The sequence below is a fragment of the Rhizobium sp. BE258 genome (assembly GCF_031457345.1).
Classification (GTDB): domain Bacteria; phylum Pseudomonadota; class Alphaproteobacteria; order Rhizobiales; family Rhizobiaceae; genus Rhizobium.
Window position 1 is genome coordinate 530,915 of sequence record NZ_JAVDWL010000001.1, and the last position, 17,965, is coordinate 548,879.

A 17,965-nucleotide genomic window follows, 5' to 3' on the forward strand; every position below is an offset into this window, starting at 1 on the left:
GGGCGTCAAGCCCGGGCGAAGCGCAGGCACATCGGCGTGCCGATGTGGATCGTCTTGCCGCTGTCGCGGAGCGCTCCGGTCTCCCGGTCACGGGTGAAAATGGTCACGACGTCGCTATCCTGATTGGCGCAAAGAAGGTGACCGCCCTGCGGGGCGATTGCCAAATTGCGCGGCGTGCGGCCACCGCAGGGCACCTGACCCTTCGGCGAAAGCCTGCCGGTTTCCGGGTCGATATCGAAGACCGCGATACTGTCATGCCCGCGATTGGCGCCGTAGAGAAACCGGCCGTCCGGCGAGATCTGCAGGTCCGACGCATAGTTGGTGCCCGTGGTCTGCGGCCGCAGCGTCGAGTGAATCTCGATCTCATGCAGCGTCCGGCGGGCAGCATCGAAGCGATAGCTCGCCACCGTGGAATCAAGCTCGTTGATGACGAAGACGAAGCGGCCGGAGGGGTGGAGCGCAACGTGGCGCGGTCCTGCACCAGGCCTTGCCGCGGTCTCGCTCACCTTCTCGAACCGGTCCCCTTCGAGAGCGTAGATCGTCAGCCGATCCGTGCCGAGATCGGCAACCAAGATCAGGTTCGGGGCGATCTCGGTGACGCTGTGCGGATGGCTGCGTTCCTGGCGGGCGGGGTTCGGGCCGGTTCCGGATTGCGCCACGCTGATCTTGCCCGGCGCCAGCGAGCCGTCGGTCCGGCGCTCGAAGGCGACAAGCGCCTGATCCGGGCCACCGTCTCCCATCGCATAGTTGACGGCGAAGAGGTGCCTGCCGTCATGCGAGATGGCGTTATGCGCCGTGGTAGCGCCCAGCGACGGCTGCATGTTCAGATGGCGGAGGCGCCCGGCCTGCCTGTCGAACGAAAGGGCGGTGACGAGGCCCTCGTACCAGCCTTCGATCTCCGAATTCGCATAGACGAGGCTGCCGTCTGCTGATGGCGTGAGGAAGGTCGGATTGACGATCTGCGGCGCTGTAGCCAGCCGCTCGGCACTCAGCGTCTCGTCGTCGAAGAGATGAACCGAAAGTCCATCGCCATTGGCACCTTCGAAATAGGAGGTCGGCTGGTTGAGCGTGCCGATGAAGAGCAGGTGTTGCATGATCGGTTCCGGCTAGAGGATCAGGATCGCCCTGAAATCGTTGACATTGGTGCCGGTCGGGCCTGTTTCGAAAAGGTCGCCGGTCGCCTTGAAGCCGGTATAGCTGTCATTGGCATCGAGAACGCGGCGCGGGTCGAGACCGGCTGCGCGCAGCCGTTTCACCGTCGCACCGTCTGCAAAGGCTCCGGCATTGTTTTCCGAGCCGTCGATGCCGTCCGTGTCGGCGGCGATGAGATGGATGTCGTGCCCGTCAAGGGCAAGGGCTGCTGCCAGCGCGAACTCGCCGTTGCGCCCGCCCTTGCCGCCTTTCGCACGCAGCGTCACCGTCGTCTCGCCGCCGGAAAGGACGACGACGGGTTTGGCGAACGGCCGGTTGCGGCCGAGCACTTCCCTGGCGATAGCCGCGTGCACCTGCGCCACGTCGCGGGATTCGCCCTCGATCGCATCCGAGAGGATCGCCGCCTCGATGCCTCCTGCACGCGCCAGTGCGGCAGCGGCCTCCAGCGAAACACCGGCCGAGGCGATGATATGGTGGCTGTTGCGGACAAAGGCCGGATCATCCGGGAGCGGCGCGTCGGCTGCCGCCGAATTGAGGTGATCGATTGCCGCCTGCGGCAATTTGAGGCCGTACTGGGCAATGATCTCAAGCGCCTCATGCCGGGTCGAGTGATCGGGCACCGTCGGGCCGGATGCGACATGGGCAGGATTGTCGCCGGGAATGTCGGAGACGATGAGGCTGACGACGCGGGCCCTGGTCGCTGCCGCCAGCCGTCCGCCCTTGATGGTCGACAGATGCTTGCGCACGACATTCATCGCCGAGATCGGCGCGCCCGAGGCAAGCAGCATCTCGTTGAGCGCAATCTCGTCCTCGAGCGTCAGCCCTTTCGGCGGAGAGGGCAGCAGCGCCGAGCCGCCGCCGCAGACAAGAGCGATGACGAGATCATCGGCGGATAGATCCTTCACCGTCTCGATCAGCCGCTTCGATGCGGCGAGACCAGCAGCATCCGGCACCGGATGCGAGGCTTCGATGATCTCGACATGTTCGGTCTCGCAGCCATAGCCGTAGCGGGTGACGACGACGCCTTCCAGCGGCCCGTCCCAGAGGCTTTCAAGTGCCCGCGCCATCTGCGCCGCCCCTTTGCCGGCGCCGATGACGACGGTCTTGCCCTTCGGCTTTTCCGGCAGGTGCGCCGCAATCCCCGTCAGGGGATCGGCGGCCTTGACGGCGGCGTGGAAGAGCGAGGCCAGGAATTCGCGGGGAGACGGGATGGAATAGGTCATGGAATGATCTGCGCTGGAAAGGATCGTCATGCGTAATCGTGCTGTGGCTGCCGTTGCAAGACGCCCTTGAGAATATCGGCCGCCTTTTCGGCGATCATCACCGTTGCCGCATTGGTGTTCGAGGAAATCAGCCGCGGCATCACCGAGCTGTCGCAGACCCTGAGGCGATCGATGCCGCGCACCTTGAGGTCCGGATCGACGACGGCGTCTTCGCCGCCACCCATGCGGCAGGTGCCAACAGGATGATAGGCAGAACGGCCGTATTGGCGGGCGAACTGGCGGTATTCCTCCTGCGTGCGGATGTTACCGTCGGGCAGATGCAGCCGTTTGACGAAGGGCCGGAAGGCCGGTTGCGAGAGGATTTCCTGGCAGATCTTGATGCCGTCGACAGCACGCTCGAGATCGTAAGGCTCTGCAAAGGCGTTGGGGTCGATCTCAGGCGGAACGGCCGGGTCCTTGGAGCGCAGCGTCACCGTCCCACGCGAGCGCGGGCGGACGTGATAGGAATTCAGCGTGCAGCCATTGCCGCCGGGTACGCCGCCGATGCCTTCCTCGACACCGGCGCCGGGCAAGAAGTGGAATTGCAGATCCGGCGTCGCCTCGGCGCGGTCGCCCCACCAGAAGCCGCCGCCTTCGACGATGTTGGATGCGACCGGACCCTTGCCGAACAGCGCGTATTCGATGCCCGCCGCCACCTGCCAATGCCGCTTCTTGTAGCGGTCGATGCCGTGTGATCCGGTGAGTTCGGCGAGAACATCGACATCCATATGGTCCTGCAGGTTCTTGCCCACCTGCGGCAGATCCCTGACAACGTCGATATCGAGCGCCCGCAATTCGTCTGCAGGGCCGAGGCCGGAGAGCATCAGCATCTTCGGGGAGCCGATGGCGCCCGATGTCAAAATGACCTCGCGCTCGGCACGCAGCAGCACCGGGCGGCCGTTTTCGATGATCTCGATGCCGACGGCGCAGCCATTTTCGATGACGATGCGGTTGACGGCCGTATCGGTGCGGACCGTCAGGTTCTTGCGGTGCGCTGCGGGTTTCAGGTAGCCGACGGCCGTGCTGCTGCGGCGCCCATTGCGGGTCGTCGTCTGGTAGAAGCCGGCTCCGGCCTGCGATCCACCATTGAAGTCGGGATTGAAGGGGAGACCCGCTTCCTGGGCGGCGCGGACGAAAACCCGCGTGAGGGCATGCGGCGTCTGCGAGCTGACGCCGAGCGGTCCTTCGGTGCCGTGATGGGCGCCGCCGAACGTGTCGTTGCCTTCGGACTTGCGGAAATAGGGCCTGACATCGTCATAGCCCCAGCCGGTGCATCCTTCGAGGTCGCGCCATCCGTCGTAATCTTCGGGGCAGCCTCGGGTGAAGACCTGGGCATTGATCGAGCTGCCGCCGCCGAGCACGCGCGCCTGCGGATAGACCATCTTGCGTCCGGCAATCTCGCGCCCGGCGACCGTCTCATAGCCCCAGATCAGCGGCCCCGCGGTCATCTTGAAGAAGCCGACGGGTAGATGGATATACATATTGCTGTCGCGCGGGCCAGCCTCCAGCAGGGTCACGGATACGTCCGGATCCTCGCTCAGGCGCGCAGCAAGCACGCATCCCGCCGAGCCGCCCCCGACGATGATGTAATCGGGCATTCTTTCCTCCGTAAAATCCAGATGAAACCGGTCGCTCCTCGTTGTCCCGGCATCAATTCGCGATCACAATCTCAAGTCTCTTGCCCCTCGTCAAGAGAAAGGGTACGGTTATCGTCTTGAAGGGTTGTCGTACAAATGTTATGACGACGTCGCTTCAGATGGAGATGCCGGGGAAACAAGGACGGCATCGCTATCTTCGTCATTCAACGGGAGGTTTTCGAATGAACGATAAGATGAATTCGCGTTTCGGCAGCATGAACCGCAGATCGTTTCTGGCGACGGTCGCAGCGGGTGCGACGGTCGCCGCCTTGCCACGGCAGCTCTTCGCCGCTGACAAGCCGACGCTTGTCACGTCCATCCGCTCTCTCTCCAACCCCTATCATGCCGTCTGGAAGACGGGTGCCGAGGCCTTCGCCTCCGCCATCGGCCTTGACCACGTCACGCTGGTTTCCGAGGGCAACAGCGAAAAGGGTATTGCTGACATCAAGGCGATGCTCGCCAAGACCGGCGGCAACATGGTGCTGAACTCCGACCCGAACGATACGCCGGATGCACGACCGATCGTCGAGGCCTGCGCCAAGGCGGGCGCTTATGTCGTGACGCAGTGGAACAAGCCGGCGGACCTTCATCCGAAGGATTTCAATCCGAACTACGTCTCGCACATCGAATTCGACGGCATCTCCAGCGGCAAGCAGATTGCCGAAATCCTCTTCAAGACGATCGGCGGCTCCGGCGGCATCATCGCGCTTGGCGGACAGATTTCCAACACGGCGGCGATCGAGCGCAAGAAGGGTCTGGAAGACGCGCTGGCTGCCAACACCAACATCAAGCTCCTGGATTTCCAGGTCGCCAACTGGAAGTCGTCGGAAGCCTACGACCTGACCAGCAACCTGCTCACGCGCTTCGGCGATGACGTGAAGGGCATCTGGGCTGCCAATGACGACATGGGCACCGGTGCACTCGAAGCGCTCCGCGCCGAAAACCTCGCTGGCAAGGTTCCCGTCGTCGGCGTTGACGGCATCAAGGCTGCGGTTGACGCGGTGCGCAAGGGCGAATTTGCCTGCACGGTCACCTCGGATCCGTTCTGGCAGGGCGGCATGGGCCTCGCCATTGGTCTGGCTGCACTCCAGAAGAAGTTCGACCCGGCCAAGGAACCGGCCGACCATCGCGAATTCTACGGCAAGGCCGTGCTGATCGCGAAGGACAATGTCGAGGAATATTACAAGACCAACATCGACTCGCATCCGACGCTGGACTGGAACGACCTTTGGGGTCGTGTGACAGGCGCCATCCGCACCTAGCGGCACCGTCTCTCCCGCAGCATCGGCTCCTCCCGAGGCTGCCTCGTCGCTGGCGGGCGCTACGGCGCCTGCCAGCTCCTCCGCATGACGCATGAGGTGCCGTCTGTTGACCATCAATGCCGAAAACATCAAGACTATGACAAAAAGCGAACAGGCAGGTGCCATGCCGACTGTTGGAAGCCGCCTGTTCAGCGGGCCGAACCTCAAGCGCTTGCGCGCCTACGCTCCGGCGCTGGTGCTGATCGCGCTCTGCATTCTCATCACCATCGCCAATCCCAATTTTATCGAGCCTCGCAACCTGGTGCGCGTTGCCAATTCCGCCGCGGTTCCGCTGACGCTCGCCATGGGCCTGACCTTCATCATCCTGCTCGGCAGTATAGACCTCTCGGTCGAGGGCTCGCTTTCGGTCGCGGCCATGGTGACCGTGCTGCTCGCCACCAATGATGCCAATGCCAATGCCTACGGCTGGCTTGCCGTCATCGCCGCGATCGCCGCCAGCACCGTCATGGGCCTGACGACCGGCATCATCCAGACCTATCTCCGAATCCCGTCCTTCATGGCGACGCTCGGTGTCTGGTTCATCGGGCTCGGCATCTCCGTCTATATGCTCGGTGGTTCCGCCGTGCGCCTGATGGATCCGTCGATCCGCGATCTGGCGCTTGCCCGCTTTCTCGGATTGCCTTTCGCCGTCTGGGTGGCGCTCGCCGCATTCCTGATTGCCTGCACCGTTCAATATTATACCCGTCTCGGCCGCCATATCATGGCGATCGGCGGGGGCGAGGATGTCGCCGAACTCTCGGGCATCAATCTCCGCCGCGTCCGCATCATGGCGTTCGGGCTGGCGGGCTTCTTCTTCGGCATTGCCGGTGTTCTTGCCGCGGCCCAGCTCGGCCGCTCCGATGCCGTCATCGCCGATGGCCGATTGTTTGCGGCGGTGACTGCCGTGGTGGTCGGCGGTACGGCGCTGACCGGCGGTGAAGGCGGCGTCATCAATACGCTGGTCGGCGTCCTGATCGTCACCGTTCTCAGCAACGGCATGATCCTGCTCGGCGTCTCGCCCTATGTGCAGCAGACCGTTCAGGGCCTGATGATCATCGCTGCCGTCGCGCTGTCGCTCGACCGCCTGCGTCTCCAGATCGTGAAGTGACCGCCATGTTTTCAGCCAACGATATCAGCAAATCCTTCGCCGGCGTTCACGCATTGAAGAACGTCTCGCTCGAAATCCGGCCGAACGAGGTCGTCGGCCTCATCGGCGAAAACGGTGCCGGCAAATCGACATTGATGCGCATCCTTGCAGGCACACATCAGCCTGACAGCGGCACGCTGATGCTCGACGGCCAGCCGCTGAAGCTGCGTAATGCGCGCGATGGCGCCGCCAACGGCATCGGCATGGTGTTCCAGGAGCAGTCGCTGCTGCTCAACATCTCCGTTGCCGAGAACATCTATCTCGGCCAGGAAAGCCAGTTCGTCCGCTTCGGCATCGTCGACTGGAAAGCGATGCGGGCAGCGGCAAAGCGCCAGCTCGACAAGATCGGCGTCGACATCGACGTGACCGCGCGCACCTCGGAACTGACTTTTGCCGCGCGCCAGATGGTCGAACTCGCCAAGGCCCTGACGCTGGAAGAAACCGTCTCGCGCCCGCTGGTCATCCTGCTCGACGAGCCGACCTCGGTTCTGAGCGGCAGCGATATCGACGTGCTGTTCAAGCGCGTGCGCTCGCTGAAATCGCGGGCAAGCTTCGTTTTCGTCTCGCACCGCCTGGACGAGGTGCTGCGCATCTCCGACCGCGTCTACACGATGAAGGACGGGCAGGTGGTGGCCGAGCATCGGGCTGCCGATGTCACCGGACCCGAACTGCACGAGATTATGGTCGGCCGCGGGCTGCAGTCTACCTATTACAAGGAAGACAAGCAGCTGCCGCCGAAGAGCGAAATCGTCGTCGATGCCAGCCGGCTGGCAATCGATGGCGCCTTTCACGATGTCGATCTGCAGATCCATGCCGGCGAGATCGTCGGTATTGCCGGCGTCGTCGGTTCCGGCCGCGAGGAAGTGACCCGCACCATCGGCGGCTTCATGACCCATACCGGCGGCACCTTGAAGATCAACGGCGAGCCGGTGCATTTCCGTACGCCGCAGCAGGCCGTCCGCAAGAGCATCGGCTATATCCCGCGCGAGCGCCGCGTCGAGGGGCTGGTGATGTTCCTGTCGATCGCCGAAAACATCACCCTTGCCGATCTCTCCTCGGTAATGCGCAACGGCGCAATCGATTATCGCCGCGAGCGGCGGCTGGCAGCCGACTGGATCAAGCGGCTGCGCATCAAGGCGCCGGGACCCGATATCGCCTGCCGGAAACTCTCCGGCGGCAACCAGCAGAAGGTGGTTCTGGCGCGCTGGATGACGGCGGGCTCACGGATCCTGATCCTCGATCACCCGACGCGCGGTCTCGATGTCGGCGCCAAGGAGGAAGTCTATGAACTGGTGCGCGATCTGTCCTCGCAGGGTGTCGCGATCCTTTTGATCTCCGACACGCTGGAGGAAACAATTGGCCTGTCGCATCGGGTGCTGGTGATGCGCGATGGCGCCGTCACGGCGCATTTCGATGCGGCGCCCGGAAACAAGCCGGATCAGGTCGATCTTGTCCGGGCGATGGTGTGAGGAGGCGATGATGGAACGTTTCAAGGATATGAAATCCCTTCTCGCCGCAGGCTGGATGCAGGGCGCCATTCCGCCCGCACTCCTCGTCGTGCTGGTCCTTGTCATCGAGGTCGCGGCTCCCGGATTCCTGACCGGCGATACGCTGATCCTTCTGCTGTCGAACACGGCGGTGCTCTTCATTCTCGCTGCCGGTGTGACCTTCGTCATCCTGATCGGCGGCATCGACCTGTCGATCCAGTCGGTGGCGTCGCTGTCGAGCGTTATCCTGGCGCAGCTTCTGCCGCAGATCGGCATGCTCGCCTTTCCGGTGGCGATCCTGTCCGGCCTGGTCTTCGGCGCGTTGAGTGGCTACGTCCATGTCCGCCTCAAGGTGCCGTCCTTCGTGGCGACGCTGGCGACAGGCGGCGTCGTCGCCGGTATCGCGTTGTGGGCCGCGGCCGGGCGGGCAATTACCATCGAGGAAGCCGGCCGTCTGAACACAGCCTGGATCAACGACAACTTTGCGGGCCTGCCGACGGTCATCTGGATTGCCGCGATCATCGGCATCCTGGCATTTTTCGGCCTCAGATATACGCGCTTCGGCCGCCACAGCCTGGCGATCGGTGCCGGTGAACCTGCGGCGATCGCTGCTGGTATCAATGTCGAGCGGACCAAGATCGTCGCCTTTGCAATCTCGGGCATGCTGGCGGCGATTGCCGGCGTGATCCTGGCTGCGCGTCTGTCGAGCGGCTCGCCCAACCTGGCCAACCAGCTGCTGCTGCCGGCAATCGCTGCCGTCATCGTCGGCGGCACGGCGATCACCGGCGGTCTCGGCGGGGTCGCCCGCACGGCTGTCGGCGCGCTGATCATCTCGATCGTGCGCATCGGCATGACTTTCATCGGCATCAACATCTTTGCCGAAAACGTCGTCTTCGGCTCGGTGCTGATCCTCGCCGTCGCCATTACCATCGACCGCAGCAAGATTGCGATCATCAAATGATGGGCCGCACGCAGACGGCGTCAGCAAACAAAAAAGGCCGCGCTCTGCAGCGCGGCCTCCGGAAGACGAAGCGGGTCTTACATCGTGTCGAGGCCGATCAGCTCGATCTTGTAGCCATCAGGATCTTCGATGAAGGCGATATGCGTGGTGCCGTGCAGCATCGGACCCGGCGGGCGCGGGATCTTGGCGCCCTGCTTCTCAAGCGCGGCGCAGACGGCATAGATGTCGTTGACGCCGAGTGCCAGATGGCCAAAGCCGGTGCCGAGTTCGTAGGGTTCTTCGCGGCCCCAGTTGTAGGTCAGCTCGATGACGGTATCGGTCTCCTCGGGACCATAGCCGACGAAGGCATTGGTGAACTTTCCGCCCGGATAGTCATCCTTGCGAAGAAGCTTCATGCCGAGCAGTTCCGTGTAGAATTTGATCGACCTATCGAGGTCGAACACACGGATCATGACGTGCATATTTCGAAATTGGCCGGACGCTGCGGTCATAGTACGGATCCTCCTGCAAGTTATCGTTTTTACACTGGTTTTTAGCGAAAGGCGAGCATTGGAAAAGATCGCCGCACTTGATGTTCGAAACCAGTGTTGTATGATAACCATGTAAGTGACCCAGTTGTCCAGATGTTTTCCCGCTTAACCGGAGCAACCGAATGAATGCCCTTCCGCCCCTCCAGGAAAGAGCGCTTGCCGCCCTCTCTGCCGCTATGCCGGCAGACCTGCTCCTGACGGAAGGCGAGGCGCTGGAGCGCTACAGCCGCGATTGGTCCGGAGAGCATTACGGCCGGCCGCTGGCCGTGGCGCGGCCGCGCTCGGCCGCTGAGCTCAGCCGCCTGATGGCGTTTTGCCATGAAGAGAAGATCCATGTCGTTCCGCAGGGCGGGCTGACCGGGCTGGTTGGCGCGGCAGTGCCGAGCTATCCGGGCGGCGAGGTGGTCGTTTCGCTGGAGCGGATGAACAAGGTACGCTCCGTCAATCCGATCGATTTCGCCATGGTCGTCGAGGCCGGCTGCATTCTCGAAGATGCCAAGCGCCACGCCGAAGCGGCCGACTGTATTTTGCCGATCACCTTTGGGGCGCAGGGCACCTGCCGGATCGGCGGCAACGTTTCGACCAATGCCGGTGGTTTCAACGTACTGCGCTATGGCATGACCCGCGACCTGGTGCTCGGCCTCGAGGTCGTGCTTGCCGACGGCCGGATCTGGAACGGTCTGCGCACGCTGCGCAAAGACAACCGTGGCTATGACCTGAAACAGCTTTTCATCGGCAGCGAAGGCACGCTCGGCATCGTCACCGCCGTGGCGCTCAAGGTGTTTCCGAAGCCGGAACAGGTGGAAACGGCGCTGGTCGGGCTGGCCTCGGTGGATGATGCCATGCAGCTTTATGCGCGGGCGCGCCGCCAGTGCAGCGACCTGCTGACGGCATTCGAGCTCATCTTGCGCGGCGGCATCGAGATTGCCATCAACGCCCGCGACGATCTTCCCGATCCCCTAAGCGAGGCCTATCCCGTTTATGTGCTGATCGAGGCTTCGGCAGCCGGACGCGTTGATCTTCGCGCCTTGCTCGAAGGATTTCTCGGCGACGCCTCCGATCTGGTTCTCGACGGCGTCATTGCCAGCAGCAAGGCGCAGGGCGACCGGCTCTGGCTGCTGCGCGAGATGATGGTCGAGGCGCAGGGCCGCGGCGGACGATATCTGAGGACCGATGTCTCGGTTTCGATCTCGAGCCTGGCGGCCTTCGTCGGCGACACGCTCGAAGCGCTGTCGCAGAAGCATCCCGAGGCGATCGCCGTCACCTATGGCCATGTCGGCGACGGCAATATCCATCTGAATATCGTTCCGCCTGTCGGCATGCCCGATGATCAGTTCGATGGCCTGTTTCATGCCACAGAAGAGGTGATCTTCGATGTCGTCGACAAGCATGGCGGCTCGATCAGCGCCGAACATGGCATCGGCCGCGTCAAGCAGGACGCCTTCCTGAAACGTGCCGACCCCTTGACGCTGGAGCTCTCGCGCCGGATCAAGGATGCATTCGACCCACGGCATCTCTTGAGCGAGGGGCGGATATTGGCAAGTGCAGATGGCATGGCAGGGGGTAGGGAATGACGCTGAAACTCGACAAGGTCAATCGGGGCCCGCATCTGTCGACGCTGGTCGCAAGTTCGATCTCGCGCGAAATCGCCCAGGGGCGTTTGAGGCCGGGTGATCAGCTGCCGACCGAGCAGCAGCTTGCGCAGACATTCGGTGTCAGTCGCAACGTCGTGCGCGAGGCGATCGCGCGGCTGCGGTCCGAGGGCCGGATCTGGTCGCAGCAGGGCCGCGGCGCTTTCGTCGCCGACCAGCCGAATGCCACGACATTGACGATCGACTACGAAGCCCTGCAGCAGGCTGCGGCCTTCCAGTCGCTGTTCGAACTGCGCGGCATTCTCGAAGTCGAGGCGGCGGCCCTTGCCGCCAAGCGCCGGACCGGCGACGACCTGACGGCGATGAAGGATGCGCTGGTGACGATGCGTGATGCACCCTACGGCAGCGTCATGTGGCTTAAGACCGATCTCGAATTCCATAAAACCGTCGCTGCGGCGACGGGCAATCTCTACATGGTCCAATTCCTGATGTTCGTTTCCGAGCGGGTGCGCGAAAGCATTCTGGCCTCCGGCAACCAGCAGCGTTCCGAAGATCTGGCGGCCGTGACCCTCGGCGAGCATCAACGCATTCTCGATGCCATCGAAGCGGGCGACGGCGACGAAGCCCGTGATGCCATGCGGGCGCACCTCCATGGTGCCGCAAACCGCGTCGGGCTGGCCGGAGAACAACCCGAATAATCTGTTGAGGACATGACATGACTGGAAGACTTGAGGGAAAAACCGCTGTCGTGACGGCAGCCGGGCAGGGGATGGGACGTGCCACGGTGCTCGCCTTCCTGCGTGAAGGCGCGCGCGTCTGCGCCACCGATATCGATGCCGCAAAGCTCGATACGCTGCGCGATCAGGCGGGCGTTAGCGCACGCAAACTCGATGTGCTGAACCCGGCGGAGATCAGCGCCTTCGCCAAGGAGATCGATGCGCCGGACATTCTCTTCAACTGCGCCGGTTTCGTGCATCACGGCTCGATACTCGATTGCGACGAGGATGCCTTCGACTTTTCCGTCAACCTGAACATCCGCGCCATGTACCGGATGATCCGCGCCTTCCTGCCGGGCATGATCGCCCGCGGCGGCGGCTCGATCGTCAACATGGCGTCTGTTGCCTCGACCGTCATCGCTGCGCCGAACCGGTTCATCTACGGCACCACCAAGGCTGCGGTGATCGGGCTGACGAAATCGGTGGCGCTCGATTATGTCGGCCAGGGCATCCGCGCCAACGCGATCTGCCCCGGCACCGTCGAAAGCCCGTCGCTGCAGGACCGCATGCGGGCGCTCGGCGATTACGATCAGGCCCGCGCCAGCTTCATCGCCCGCCAGCCGATGGGACGCCTCGGTACGCCCGAGGAAGTCGCCGACCTCGTCGTCTACCTCGCCAGCAAGGAATCGGCCTTCATGACCGGCAATGCCATCGTCATCGATGGCGGCTGGGCGAACGCCTGAAGACACATCTTGAAAAACGGACAATCGATATGAAGCTTCTGAGATACGGTGAGCGCGGCGCCGAAAAGCCCGGCATTCTCGACAGGAACGGCAAGGTCAGGGACCTCAGCGGTCATGTCGGCGACATATCAGGTGACAGCCTGACGGCTGCGGGTCTGGCAAAAATCGCCGCGATCGACATCGAGAGCCTGCCCCTCGCTGCCGAGACCGGCCGGTATGGCCCCTGCGTCTCGCGCACCGGCAAGTTCATCTGCGTCGGCCTGAACTATGCAGACCACGCTGCCGAGACCGGTGCGGCCATTCCCGAAGAGCCGATCCTGTTCATGAAGGCCACCAGCGCCATCACCGGCCCGAACGACAACGTCATCATCCCGCGCAAGTCGAAGAAGACCGACTGGGAAGTCGAGCTCGGCATCGTCATCGGCGACGAGGCCCGCTATGTTTCGGAAGCCGACGCGATGAAACATGTTGCCGGCTACTGCCTGATCAACGACGTTTCGGAGCGCGAATTTCAGGCCGAGCGCGGCGGGCAGTGGACCAAGGGGAAGTCGGCCGACAGCTTTGGCCCAATCGGCCCATGGATGGTAACGCGCGACGAGATCGCCGATCCGCAAGACCTGAAGATGTGGCTGTCCGTCGATGGCACGATGCGCCAGAACGGCTCGACGAAGACGATGATCTTCGGCGTCTCCTTCCTCGTTCACTACATCTCGCAGTTCATGAGCCTGCAGCCGGGCGATATCATCTCGACGGGCACGCCGCCGGGCGTCGGCCTCGGCATGAAGCCGCCGCTGTTCCTGAAGGCCGGGCAGACGATAAAGCTCGGCATCGACGGTCTCGGCGAGCAGACGCAGCTGACTGTGGACGCTGCCTGAGAAAGCCTCGGGGAGCCGCTCGACGGCTCCCTGATCAGCGAAGCTTCATGACACCAAGCATGCGGAGCACCGCGCAGGCGGCGCCGTAGCCGTTGTCGATATTGGTGACGACGATGCCCGGCGCGCAGCTGGCCAGCATGGCGTTGAGTGCGGTGCGGCCCTCTTCGGCCGCGCCATAGCCGACCGAGGTCGGCACGCAGATCAGGCTGCCGCCGTACAGACCGCCGAGAACGCTTGCGAGCGCCGCGTCCATGCCGGCAACGGCGATGACCACGGGAAAGCGGCGGATCTCCTCGATCCTGTCCATCAGCCGCCAGAGCCCGGCAACCCCGACATCGATGATGACGGATGCCTCGACGCCTGCGTGGCGAAGGGTCCGCTCGGCTTCCCGGGCGGCCGGTGCGTCCGAGGTTCCGGCTGCGACGATCGCGACGGTTTGGGTCAAGGATACCGGCGGAACCGGGCCGAAAAATGCGGTTTGCGACAGCGGGCACCAGTCCGTGGCGGGCTTCAATTCACTCGGGAGCGCCGCGAACTTCTGGTCGTCGAGGCGCGTGAGCAGCAGACCGGCATCCCGCTCGCTGGCGCTTCGAAGGATCGCCGCAATCTGCTGCGGCGTCTTGCCCGCACAGAATACGGCTTCGCTGAGGCCGATGCGCTCGGCCCGGGCGAAATCGAAGACGGCATCGCCGGTCATGGCCTGGCACCGACGAAAGCGCTGCCATTGCGGTATGGCTCGAAGGTCAGCGGACCGTTCCTGTAGGCGCCGGGCAGCATGCCGCGCAGGTCGTTGCCGACGTCGTTCATTGCCGTTGCCAGTGCCAGCGCATCGCGATCAAGCTCGATGGCGATGCCGCTGCGCCTGATGCGGCAGCGGACGGTTTGAGGTCTGAGCGTCTCGGTCAGGAACGTCTCGATCCGGTGCACGGCCTCCAGCATTTCCGGCTCGATGGCGATCGTGGTTTCGATCCGGCTGGAGAGGCAGGGGGAGGCCGGCAGCTCCGACAGCGCGCCGAGGCCCGCGTCGCGCGCCAGCTGGCGCACAGCCTGCTTGCCGATACCGGCCTCGACGAAGGGATGGCGGACGGAGAAATTCTTGGCCGCCTCAAGCCCCGGCCGGTACTCGCCGAGATCGTCGAGATTGGTCCCCGACAGCAGCTGACGGTTCGACCGGGCGGCGATGGCACCGTAGAGATTGCCCTTGCAGAAGAAGCAGCGGTTGACGGGGTTCCGGAGATAATCCGGATCGGATAATTCGCCGGCATCGATAATCTCGAGGTCAAAGCCCTCGCTGTCCGCCAGCATCCTGACGCGTTCGGTGGCCTCTCCGGGGACCGCCGCCGAGACCGCGTGCATGATGTTGACGCGTGCGGGTCCGAGAAGCCGGGTTGCAATGACCGCCAGCGTCAGCGAATCGATACCGCCGCTGACCGCGATCGAGACGTCGCCGAGCGAGGCGAGACATTCCTCCAGAGCCTTTCTCACAACAGGTCTCCTCTCTTTTGTTTCAACAGCCCCTCCAGAAGACTCCTCAGGCTGTTGCGTGCCGCGACACCCGGGGTGGATGTCAGGTTGTCGGCTTCGAGCTTGGCGGTGCGGCCCGAGGGGCGGTCGACGAGCTTGAAGGCGTAGATCTTTCCTGCGTGCTCGACCGTTTCCTGCTCGCGGCTCAGCGTCATCCGCTCAGCCGTCGTGGCGCGCACGCCGATGGTTGTCGTTTCGTCGAGCATGGCGGCGGCGACATCCCTGCTTTTCGATGGGTCGGCAAGCACCCGGAGATGGGTCATCATCCGGCCCTTCTTGCCGAAGACCGGCATCTGGACGACGTCGCGCACATCCGGCCGGTTACGCAGCCGGTCGACGGCCTGGGCGATGTCTTCGCCAGTCTGGTCGTCGATCTCGCATTCGAGCACCGCCACCGTGCCGTTGAAGCCTGATACCTCGTCGCGGCGCTCGAAGGCCAGGAGCCGCAGGCAGTTGCTGATGCCGGGGAGCGGCTTGGTGCCGAAGCCATGGCTTGATGCCTTCAGGACCCTTCGGCCGGGTGCGGTCTTTGTCCCGCAAAGATAAGCAAGGATAGCGGCACCCGTTGGCGTCACGCGCTCGCCGCCGATCCCGTCATCGATGACATCGAAATCCTTTAGCAGGTGCACGGTCGCCGGCGCCGGAACCGGGAGCAGTCCATGCGAGGTCTTCACCCGGCCGCTTCCGAGCGGGACCGGACCAACGCTCCAATGCGCTGCGCCGAGTTGCGTTATCAGCCAGGCGGCAGAGACGATGTCGGCGATCGAATCCCAGGCGCCAACCTCGTGAAAGGCAATGTCTTCGGGTGTCGTGCCGTGGACCTTGGCTTCGGCTTCCGCCAGCTTTTCGAAGATGCCGGTCGCGTGGCGGATGGTGTCTCCGCCGAGCGCCGAACGGCTCAGGGCATCGCGGATGTCCCGCCAGGCGACGTGATGGTGATGCCCTGCATGGCTGTGATCGTGCTCCGCATGACCGTGATCATGATGATGGTGGCCGTGATGGTCATGATGATGGTGATCATGCGGGTGATCCGTCCCATGCTCAGTATGATGCACCTTGAAGCGGCTGCCGGTCAGCACGCCGTCGTGATGCGCCACAAGTTCGCACCCGACGTCTTCGATCAGCGGGCAGCGTTTCAGCGCCGCCTGCAAGCCGGTATTCAGGTCCGGCCTGAGATCGAGCAGGGCTGCGACGAACATGTCGCCTGCAATGCCGCCGACGGGGTCGAGGTGAATTTCCAGCACGGTCATCCGCCCTGTTTTCCGTCCGCTGCTTCAGTCAGCGAGACACCGTTTGCAGCCGCGATGACATCCGAAAGGGCCGGCACGAAGGATTGGCCATGGCCAGCGGCGACCGCCGTCGCAAAGCTGTTGCGCACGGCTGCGCCGACCGGATTTACCGCCTGAAGCGCTTGGGCCAGCGATGCCAGATAGGACATGTCCTTCAATGCGTTGGCCATGGCAAAGCGCTGAGCGTTTTCGTTGCGGTTCAACACGAATTCGAAGAAGGCCTGGTAGAAACCGCAATCCATGCGGCTGCCGCGCAGCACGCTGTCGAATACCTGAGGCGTCAACCCGGCCTTCGCGGCGATCATCAATGCTTCCGAATAGATCGCCGAGTAACCCATCGACACGAAGTTGTTGAGCAGCTTCATCGTGTGCCCGGTGCCAGCAGGGCCGGTCTCGATGATGCGGGCGGCGAAGGCTTCGAGGATCGGCCGGGCGCGGGCAATGCCATCGGCAGAGCCTCCCGCCATCACATCCAGCTTGCCTTCGGCTGCTTCCTTCGGCGTTCTGGCGAGTGGCGCATCGACGAGCGTGATGCCCTGCTCGGAAAGTTCGGCAGCGAGCTTGATCGTCACGGCGGGGTTGGAGGTCGAGCAGTCGATCAAAAGCATCCGCCTTCCGGAGGCGAGCAGGCCATCTGGACCGGACAGGAGTTGCTGAACTTCCTCGGAACCGGTGACGCAGAGCACCACCACATCCGATGCCAGCGCCAGTGCCTTGGGCGTCGCCGCTTCGCTGGCGCCCTGCGCCTTCAACTGCTCGACGGCCTCGCGCTTTCTGTGGGCCATGACGGTCAGCGGCCAGCCTTTCGACAGCAGATTGGCCGCCATGCCTGATCCCATTGCACCGAGACCGATGAAGCCGATTTTCTCTTTCATTCTTTCCTCCCCGTTCGTTCTGGTTATCCCCGCCGGGCGGGCTTTTGCTTTTTGTGCTGGTATGCGGTAGCAACGGCATTATTCCCCGGCCGCCGCCTGACGGCGAGAATGGACGTCGCGACAGCATGAAGGACAGGGACAACGCCGTTTTCAACACCATCCCGCAGACGCCGAATCTGCGCAGCGGGCTGGCTGACAGCCTGATCGCCCAGATCGAGTCCGGCGATCTGAAGCCCGGCCAGCGGCTGCCGACCGAGCAGGCGATCATGGAAGCGACGGGCGTCAGCCGCACGATCGTGCGTGAGGCGCTTGCGACGTTGCGTGCGAAAGGCTTGATTACGACCCGCCAGGGGCTCGGCGCCTTCGTTTCCAACGATCCGACGCCGCGTTCCTTTTCGATCATCCCCAACGATCTGGAATCGATCGACGAGGTGCTGCGGGTTCTCGAATTGCGCCTCGGCATCGAATATGAGGCTGCCGGTCTCGCGGCGCTCCGGCGCACGCCGGAGGATATCGTCCGCATGCAGGACCGGCTCGATGCGCTGGACCGGGCGATAGCCGAAGGCGGCTATGGCGCCGAGGAAGACTTTGCCTTCCATCGCTCGATCCTCGTTGCGACGCAGAATTCCTATTACGGACGGCTGTTCGACACGTTCGGCAATGCGATGGTGCCGCGCCAGTGGGCCCGGCTCGACAAGATGACGGCGGCCGGGCGCGAGCAGCATGCCGAGCGGATGCGCAAGGAGCACCATGCGATTTTCGCCGCGATCCGCGACGGCAACGAAGCGGCCGCCCGCAAGGCGCTGCGCAATCACCTGTCGAAGAGCACCGCGCGCTTCGAAGAGTTGCGCGACGCCAACCTTCATCGTTAAGC

The 17,965-nt window shown here is 63.5% G+C and carries 17 protein-coding genes; 9 read left to right on the plus strand and 8 right to left on the minus strand.

What is annotated here, in order from left to right; genetic code table 11:
- Window positions 1-5: 5 nt before the first annotated feature.
- The 3 genes from J2X43_RS02575 to J2X43_RS02585 are packed head-to-tail and all read right to left on the minus strand — an operon-like array spanning window position 6 to window position 4,012.
- Window positions 6-1,094: a lactonase family protein gene (locus J2X43_RS02575; RefSeq protein ID WP_112388746.1), complete on the minus strand. Its 1,089-nt coding sequence runs from the start codon at window positions 1,092-1,094 to the stop codon at window positions 6-8.
- A 12-nt stretch (window positions 1,095-1,106) separates the two neighbouring features.
- The gene (locus J2X43_RS02580) at window positions 1,107-2,375 is read right to left on the minus strand and encodes a glycerate kinase (RefSeq protein WP_112389042.1); all 1,269 of its coding nucleotides are present in this window, start codon (window positions 2,373-2,375) and stop codon (window positions 1,107-1,109) included.
- A gap of 26 nt (window positions 2,376-2,401) precedes the next feature.
- Entirely contained in the window at window positions 2,402-4,012 is a 1,611-nt protein-coding gene (locus J2X43_RS02585) for a GMC family oxidoreductase (protein WP_112388745.1), read from the minus strand.
- A 221-nt stretch (window positions 4,013-4,233) separates the two neighbouring features.
- Between J2X43_RS02585 and J2X43_RS02590 the strand changes: the two genes are divergently transcribed.
- From J2X43_RS02590 to J2X43_RS02605, 4 genes are all read left to right on the plus strand, one after another.
- Window positions 4,234-5,313, plus strand: coding sequence for a sugar ABC transporter substrate-binding protein (locus J2X43_RS02590; RefSeq protein ID WP_112388744.1), 1,080 nt, complete (start codon window positions 4,234-4,236; stop codon window positions 5,311-5,313).
- Between the two features lie 106 nt (window positions 5,314-5,419).
- Window positions 5,420-6,460, plus strand: a complete 1,041-nt coding sequence (locus J2X43_RS02595) for an ABC transporter permease (protein WP_003592569.1) — start codon at window positions 5,420-5,422, stop codon at window positions 6,458-6,460.
- Window positions 6,461-6,465: 5 nt separating this feature from the next.
- Entirely contained in the window at window positions 6,466-7,968 is a 1,503-nt protein-coding gene (locus tag J2X43_RS02600; RefSeq protein ID WP_112388743.1) for a sugar ABC transporter ATP-binding protein, read from the plus strand.
- A 10-nt stretch (window positions 7,969-7,978) separates the two neighbouring features.
- The gene (locus J2X43_RS02605; protein WP_112389041.1) at window positions 7,979-8,947 is read left to right on the plus strand and encodes an ABC transporter permease; all 969 of its coding nucleotides are present in this window, start codon (window positions 7,979-7,981) and stop codon (window positions 8,945-8,947) included.
- A gap of 77 nt (window positions 8,948-9,024) precedes the next feature.
- Here the strand turns inward: J2X43_RS02605 and gloA are convergent, their stop codons facing one another.
- Entirely contained in the window at window positions 9,025-9,438 is a 414-nt protein-coding gene (gene gloA / locus J2X43_RS02610) for a lactoylglutathione lyase (RefSeq protein WP_003592575.1), read from the minus strand.
- Window positions 9,439-9,599: 161 nt separating this feature from the next.
- On the opposite strand from gloA, the gene J2X43_RS02615 reads away from it, so the two are divergent.
- Genes J2X43_RS02615 through J2X43_RS02630 form a run of 4 tightly spaced genes read left to right on the plus strand, consistent with a single transcriptional unit; the run spans window position 9,600 to window position 13,403 of the window.
- Entirely contained in the window at window positions 9,600-11,051 is a 1,452-nt protein-coding gene (locus tag J2X43_RS02615) for an FAD-binding oxidoreductase (RefSeq protein ID WP_112388742.1), read from the plus strand.
- A complete protein-coding gene (locus J2X43_RS02620; RefSeq protein WP_112388741.1) occupies window positions 11,048-11,767 on the plus strand; it encodes a FadR/GntR family transcriptional regulator in 720 nt (239 codons plus the stop codon). Before J2X43_RS02615 ends, J2X43_RS02620 begins: the two co-directional genes overlap by 4 nt.
- Before the next feature lie 17 nt (window positions 11,768-11,784).
- Window positions 11,785-12,528 carry an SDR family oxidoreductase gene (locus tag J2X43_RS02625; protein ID WP_112388740.1) on the plus strand — a complete coding sequence of 248 codons (744 nt, stop codon included), beginning with the start codon at window positions 11,785-11,787 and terminating at the stop codon, window positions 12,526-12,528.
- A gap of 29 nt (window positions 12,529-12,557) precedes the next feature.
- Window positions 12,558-13,403, plus strand: a complete 846-nt coding sequence (locus J2X43_RS02630; protein ID WP_112388739.1) for a fumarylacetoacetate hydrolase family protein — start codon at window positions 12,558-12,560, stop codon at window positions 13,401-13,403.
- Between the two features lie 34 nt (window positions 13,404-13,437).
- On the opposite strand, the gene larB is transcribed toward J2X43_RS02630, so the two are convergent.
- The 4 genes from larB to J2X43_RS02650 are packed head-to-tail and all read right to left on the minus strand — an operon-like array spanning window position 13,438 to window position 17,118.
- A complete protein-coding gene (larB, locus tag J2X43_RS02635) occupies window positions 13,438-14,100 on the minus strand; it encodes a nickel pincer cofactor biosynthesis protein LarB (RefSeq protein WP_112388738.1) in 663 nt (220 codons plus the stop codon).
- Entirely contained in the window at window positions 14,097-14,888 is a 792-nt protein-coding gene (locus J2X43_RS02640) for an adenine nucleotide alpha hydrolase (protein WP_112388737.1), read from the minus strand. Before J2X43_RS02640 ends, larB begins: the two co-directional genes overlap by 4 nt.
- Complete coding sequence (locus J2X43_RS02645; RefSeq protein ID WP_405049564.1) at window positions 14,885-16,171, minus strand: LarC family nickel insertion protein; 1,287 nt, start codon at window positions 16,169-16,171, stop codon at window positions 14,885-14,887. The genes J2X43_RS02640 and J2X43_RS02645 overlap by 4 nt, the downstream gene beginning before the upstream one ends.
- Before the next feature lie 2 nt (window positions 16,172-16,173).
- Complete coding sequence (locus tag J2X43_RS02650) at window positions 16,174-17,118, minus strand: NAD(P)-dependent oxidoreductase (RefSeq protein ID WP_310291263.1); 945 nt, start codon at window positions 17,116-17,118, stop codon at window positions 16,174-16,176.
- A gap of 98 nt (window positions 17,119-17,216) precedes the next feature.
- Here J2X43_RS02650 and J2X43_RS02655 point away from each other — a divergent pair, with 98 nt between their 5' ends.
- Window positions 17,217-17,963, plus strand: a complete 747-nt coding sequence (locus J2X43_RS02655) for a FadR/GntR family transcriptional regulator (protein WP_112388735.1) — start codon at window positions 17,217-17,219, stop codon at window positions 17,961-17,963.
- Window positions 17,964-17,965: the final 2 nt, after the last annotated feature.

Coding starts and splice junctions, on each gene's coding strand:
- J2X43_RS02575 (WP_112388746.1), bottom strand. CDS start 1,094: ATGCAACACCTGCTCTTCATCGGCACGCTCAACCAGCCGACCTCCTAT.
- J2X43_RS02580 (WP_112389042.1), bottom strand. CDS start 2,375: ATGACCTATTCCATCCCGTCTCCCCGCGAATTCCTGGCCTCGCTCTTC.
- J2X43_RS02585 (WP_112388745.1), bottom strand. CDS start 4,012: ATGCCCGATTACATCATCGTCGGGGGCGGCTCGGCGGGATGCGTGCTT.
- J2X43_RS02590 (WP_112388744.1), top strand. CDS start 4,234: ATGAACGATAAGATGAATTCGCGTTTCGGCAGCATGAACCGCAGATCG.
- J2X43_RS02600 (WP_112388743.1), top strand. CDS start 6,466: ATGTTTTCAGCCAACGATATCAGCAAATCCTTCGCCGGCGTTCACGCA.
- J2X43_RS02605 (WP_112389041.1), top strand. CDS start 7,979: ATGGAACGTTTCAAGGATATGAAATCCCTTCTCGCCGCAGGCTGGATG.
- gloA (WP_003592575.1), bottom strand. CDS start 9,438: ATGACCGCAGCGTCCGGCCAATTTCGAAATATGCACGTCATGATCCGT.
- J2X43_RS02615 (WP_112388742.1), top strand. CDS start 9,600: ATGAATGCCCTTCCGCCCCTCCAGGAAAGAGCGCTTGCCGCCCTCTCT.
- J2X43_RS02620 (WP_112388741.1), top strand. CDS start 11,048: ATGACGCTGAAACTCGACAAGGTCAATCGGGGCCCGCATCTGTCGACG.
- J2X43_RS02625 (WP_112388740.1), top strand. CDS start 11,785: ATGACTGGAAGACTTGAGGGAAAAACCGCTGTCGTGACGGCAGCCGGG.
- J2X43_RS02630 (WP_112388739.1), top strand. CDS start 12,558: ATGAAGCTTCTGAGATACGGTGAGCGCGGCGCCGAAAAGCCCGGCATT.
- larB (WP_112388738.1), bottom strand. CDS start 14,100: ATGACCGGCGATGCCGTCTTCGATTTCGCCCGGGCCGAGCGCATCGGC.
- J2X43_RS02655 (WP_112388735.1), top strand. CDS start 17,217: ATGAAGGACAGGGACAACGCCGTTTTCAACACCATCCCGCAGACGCCG.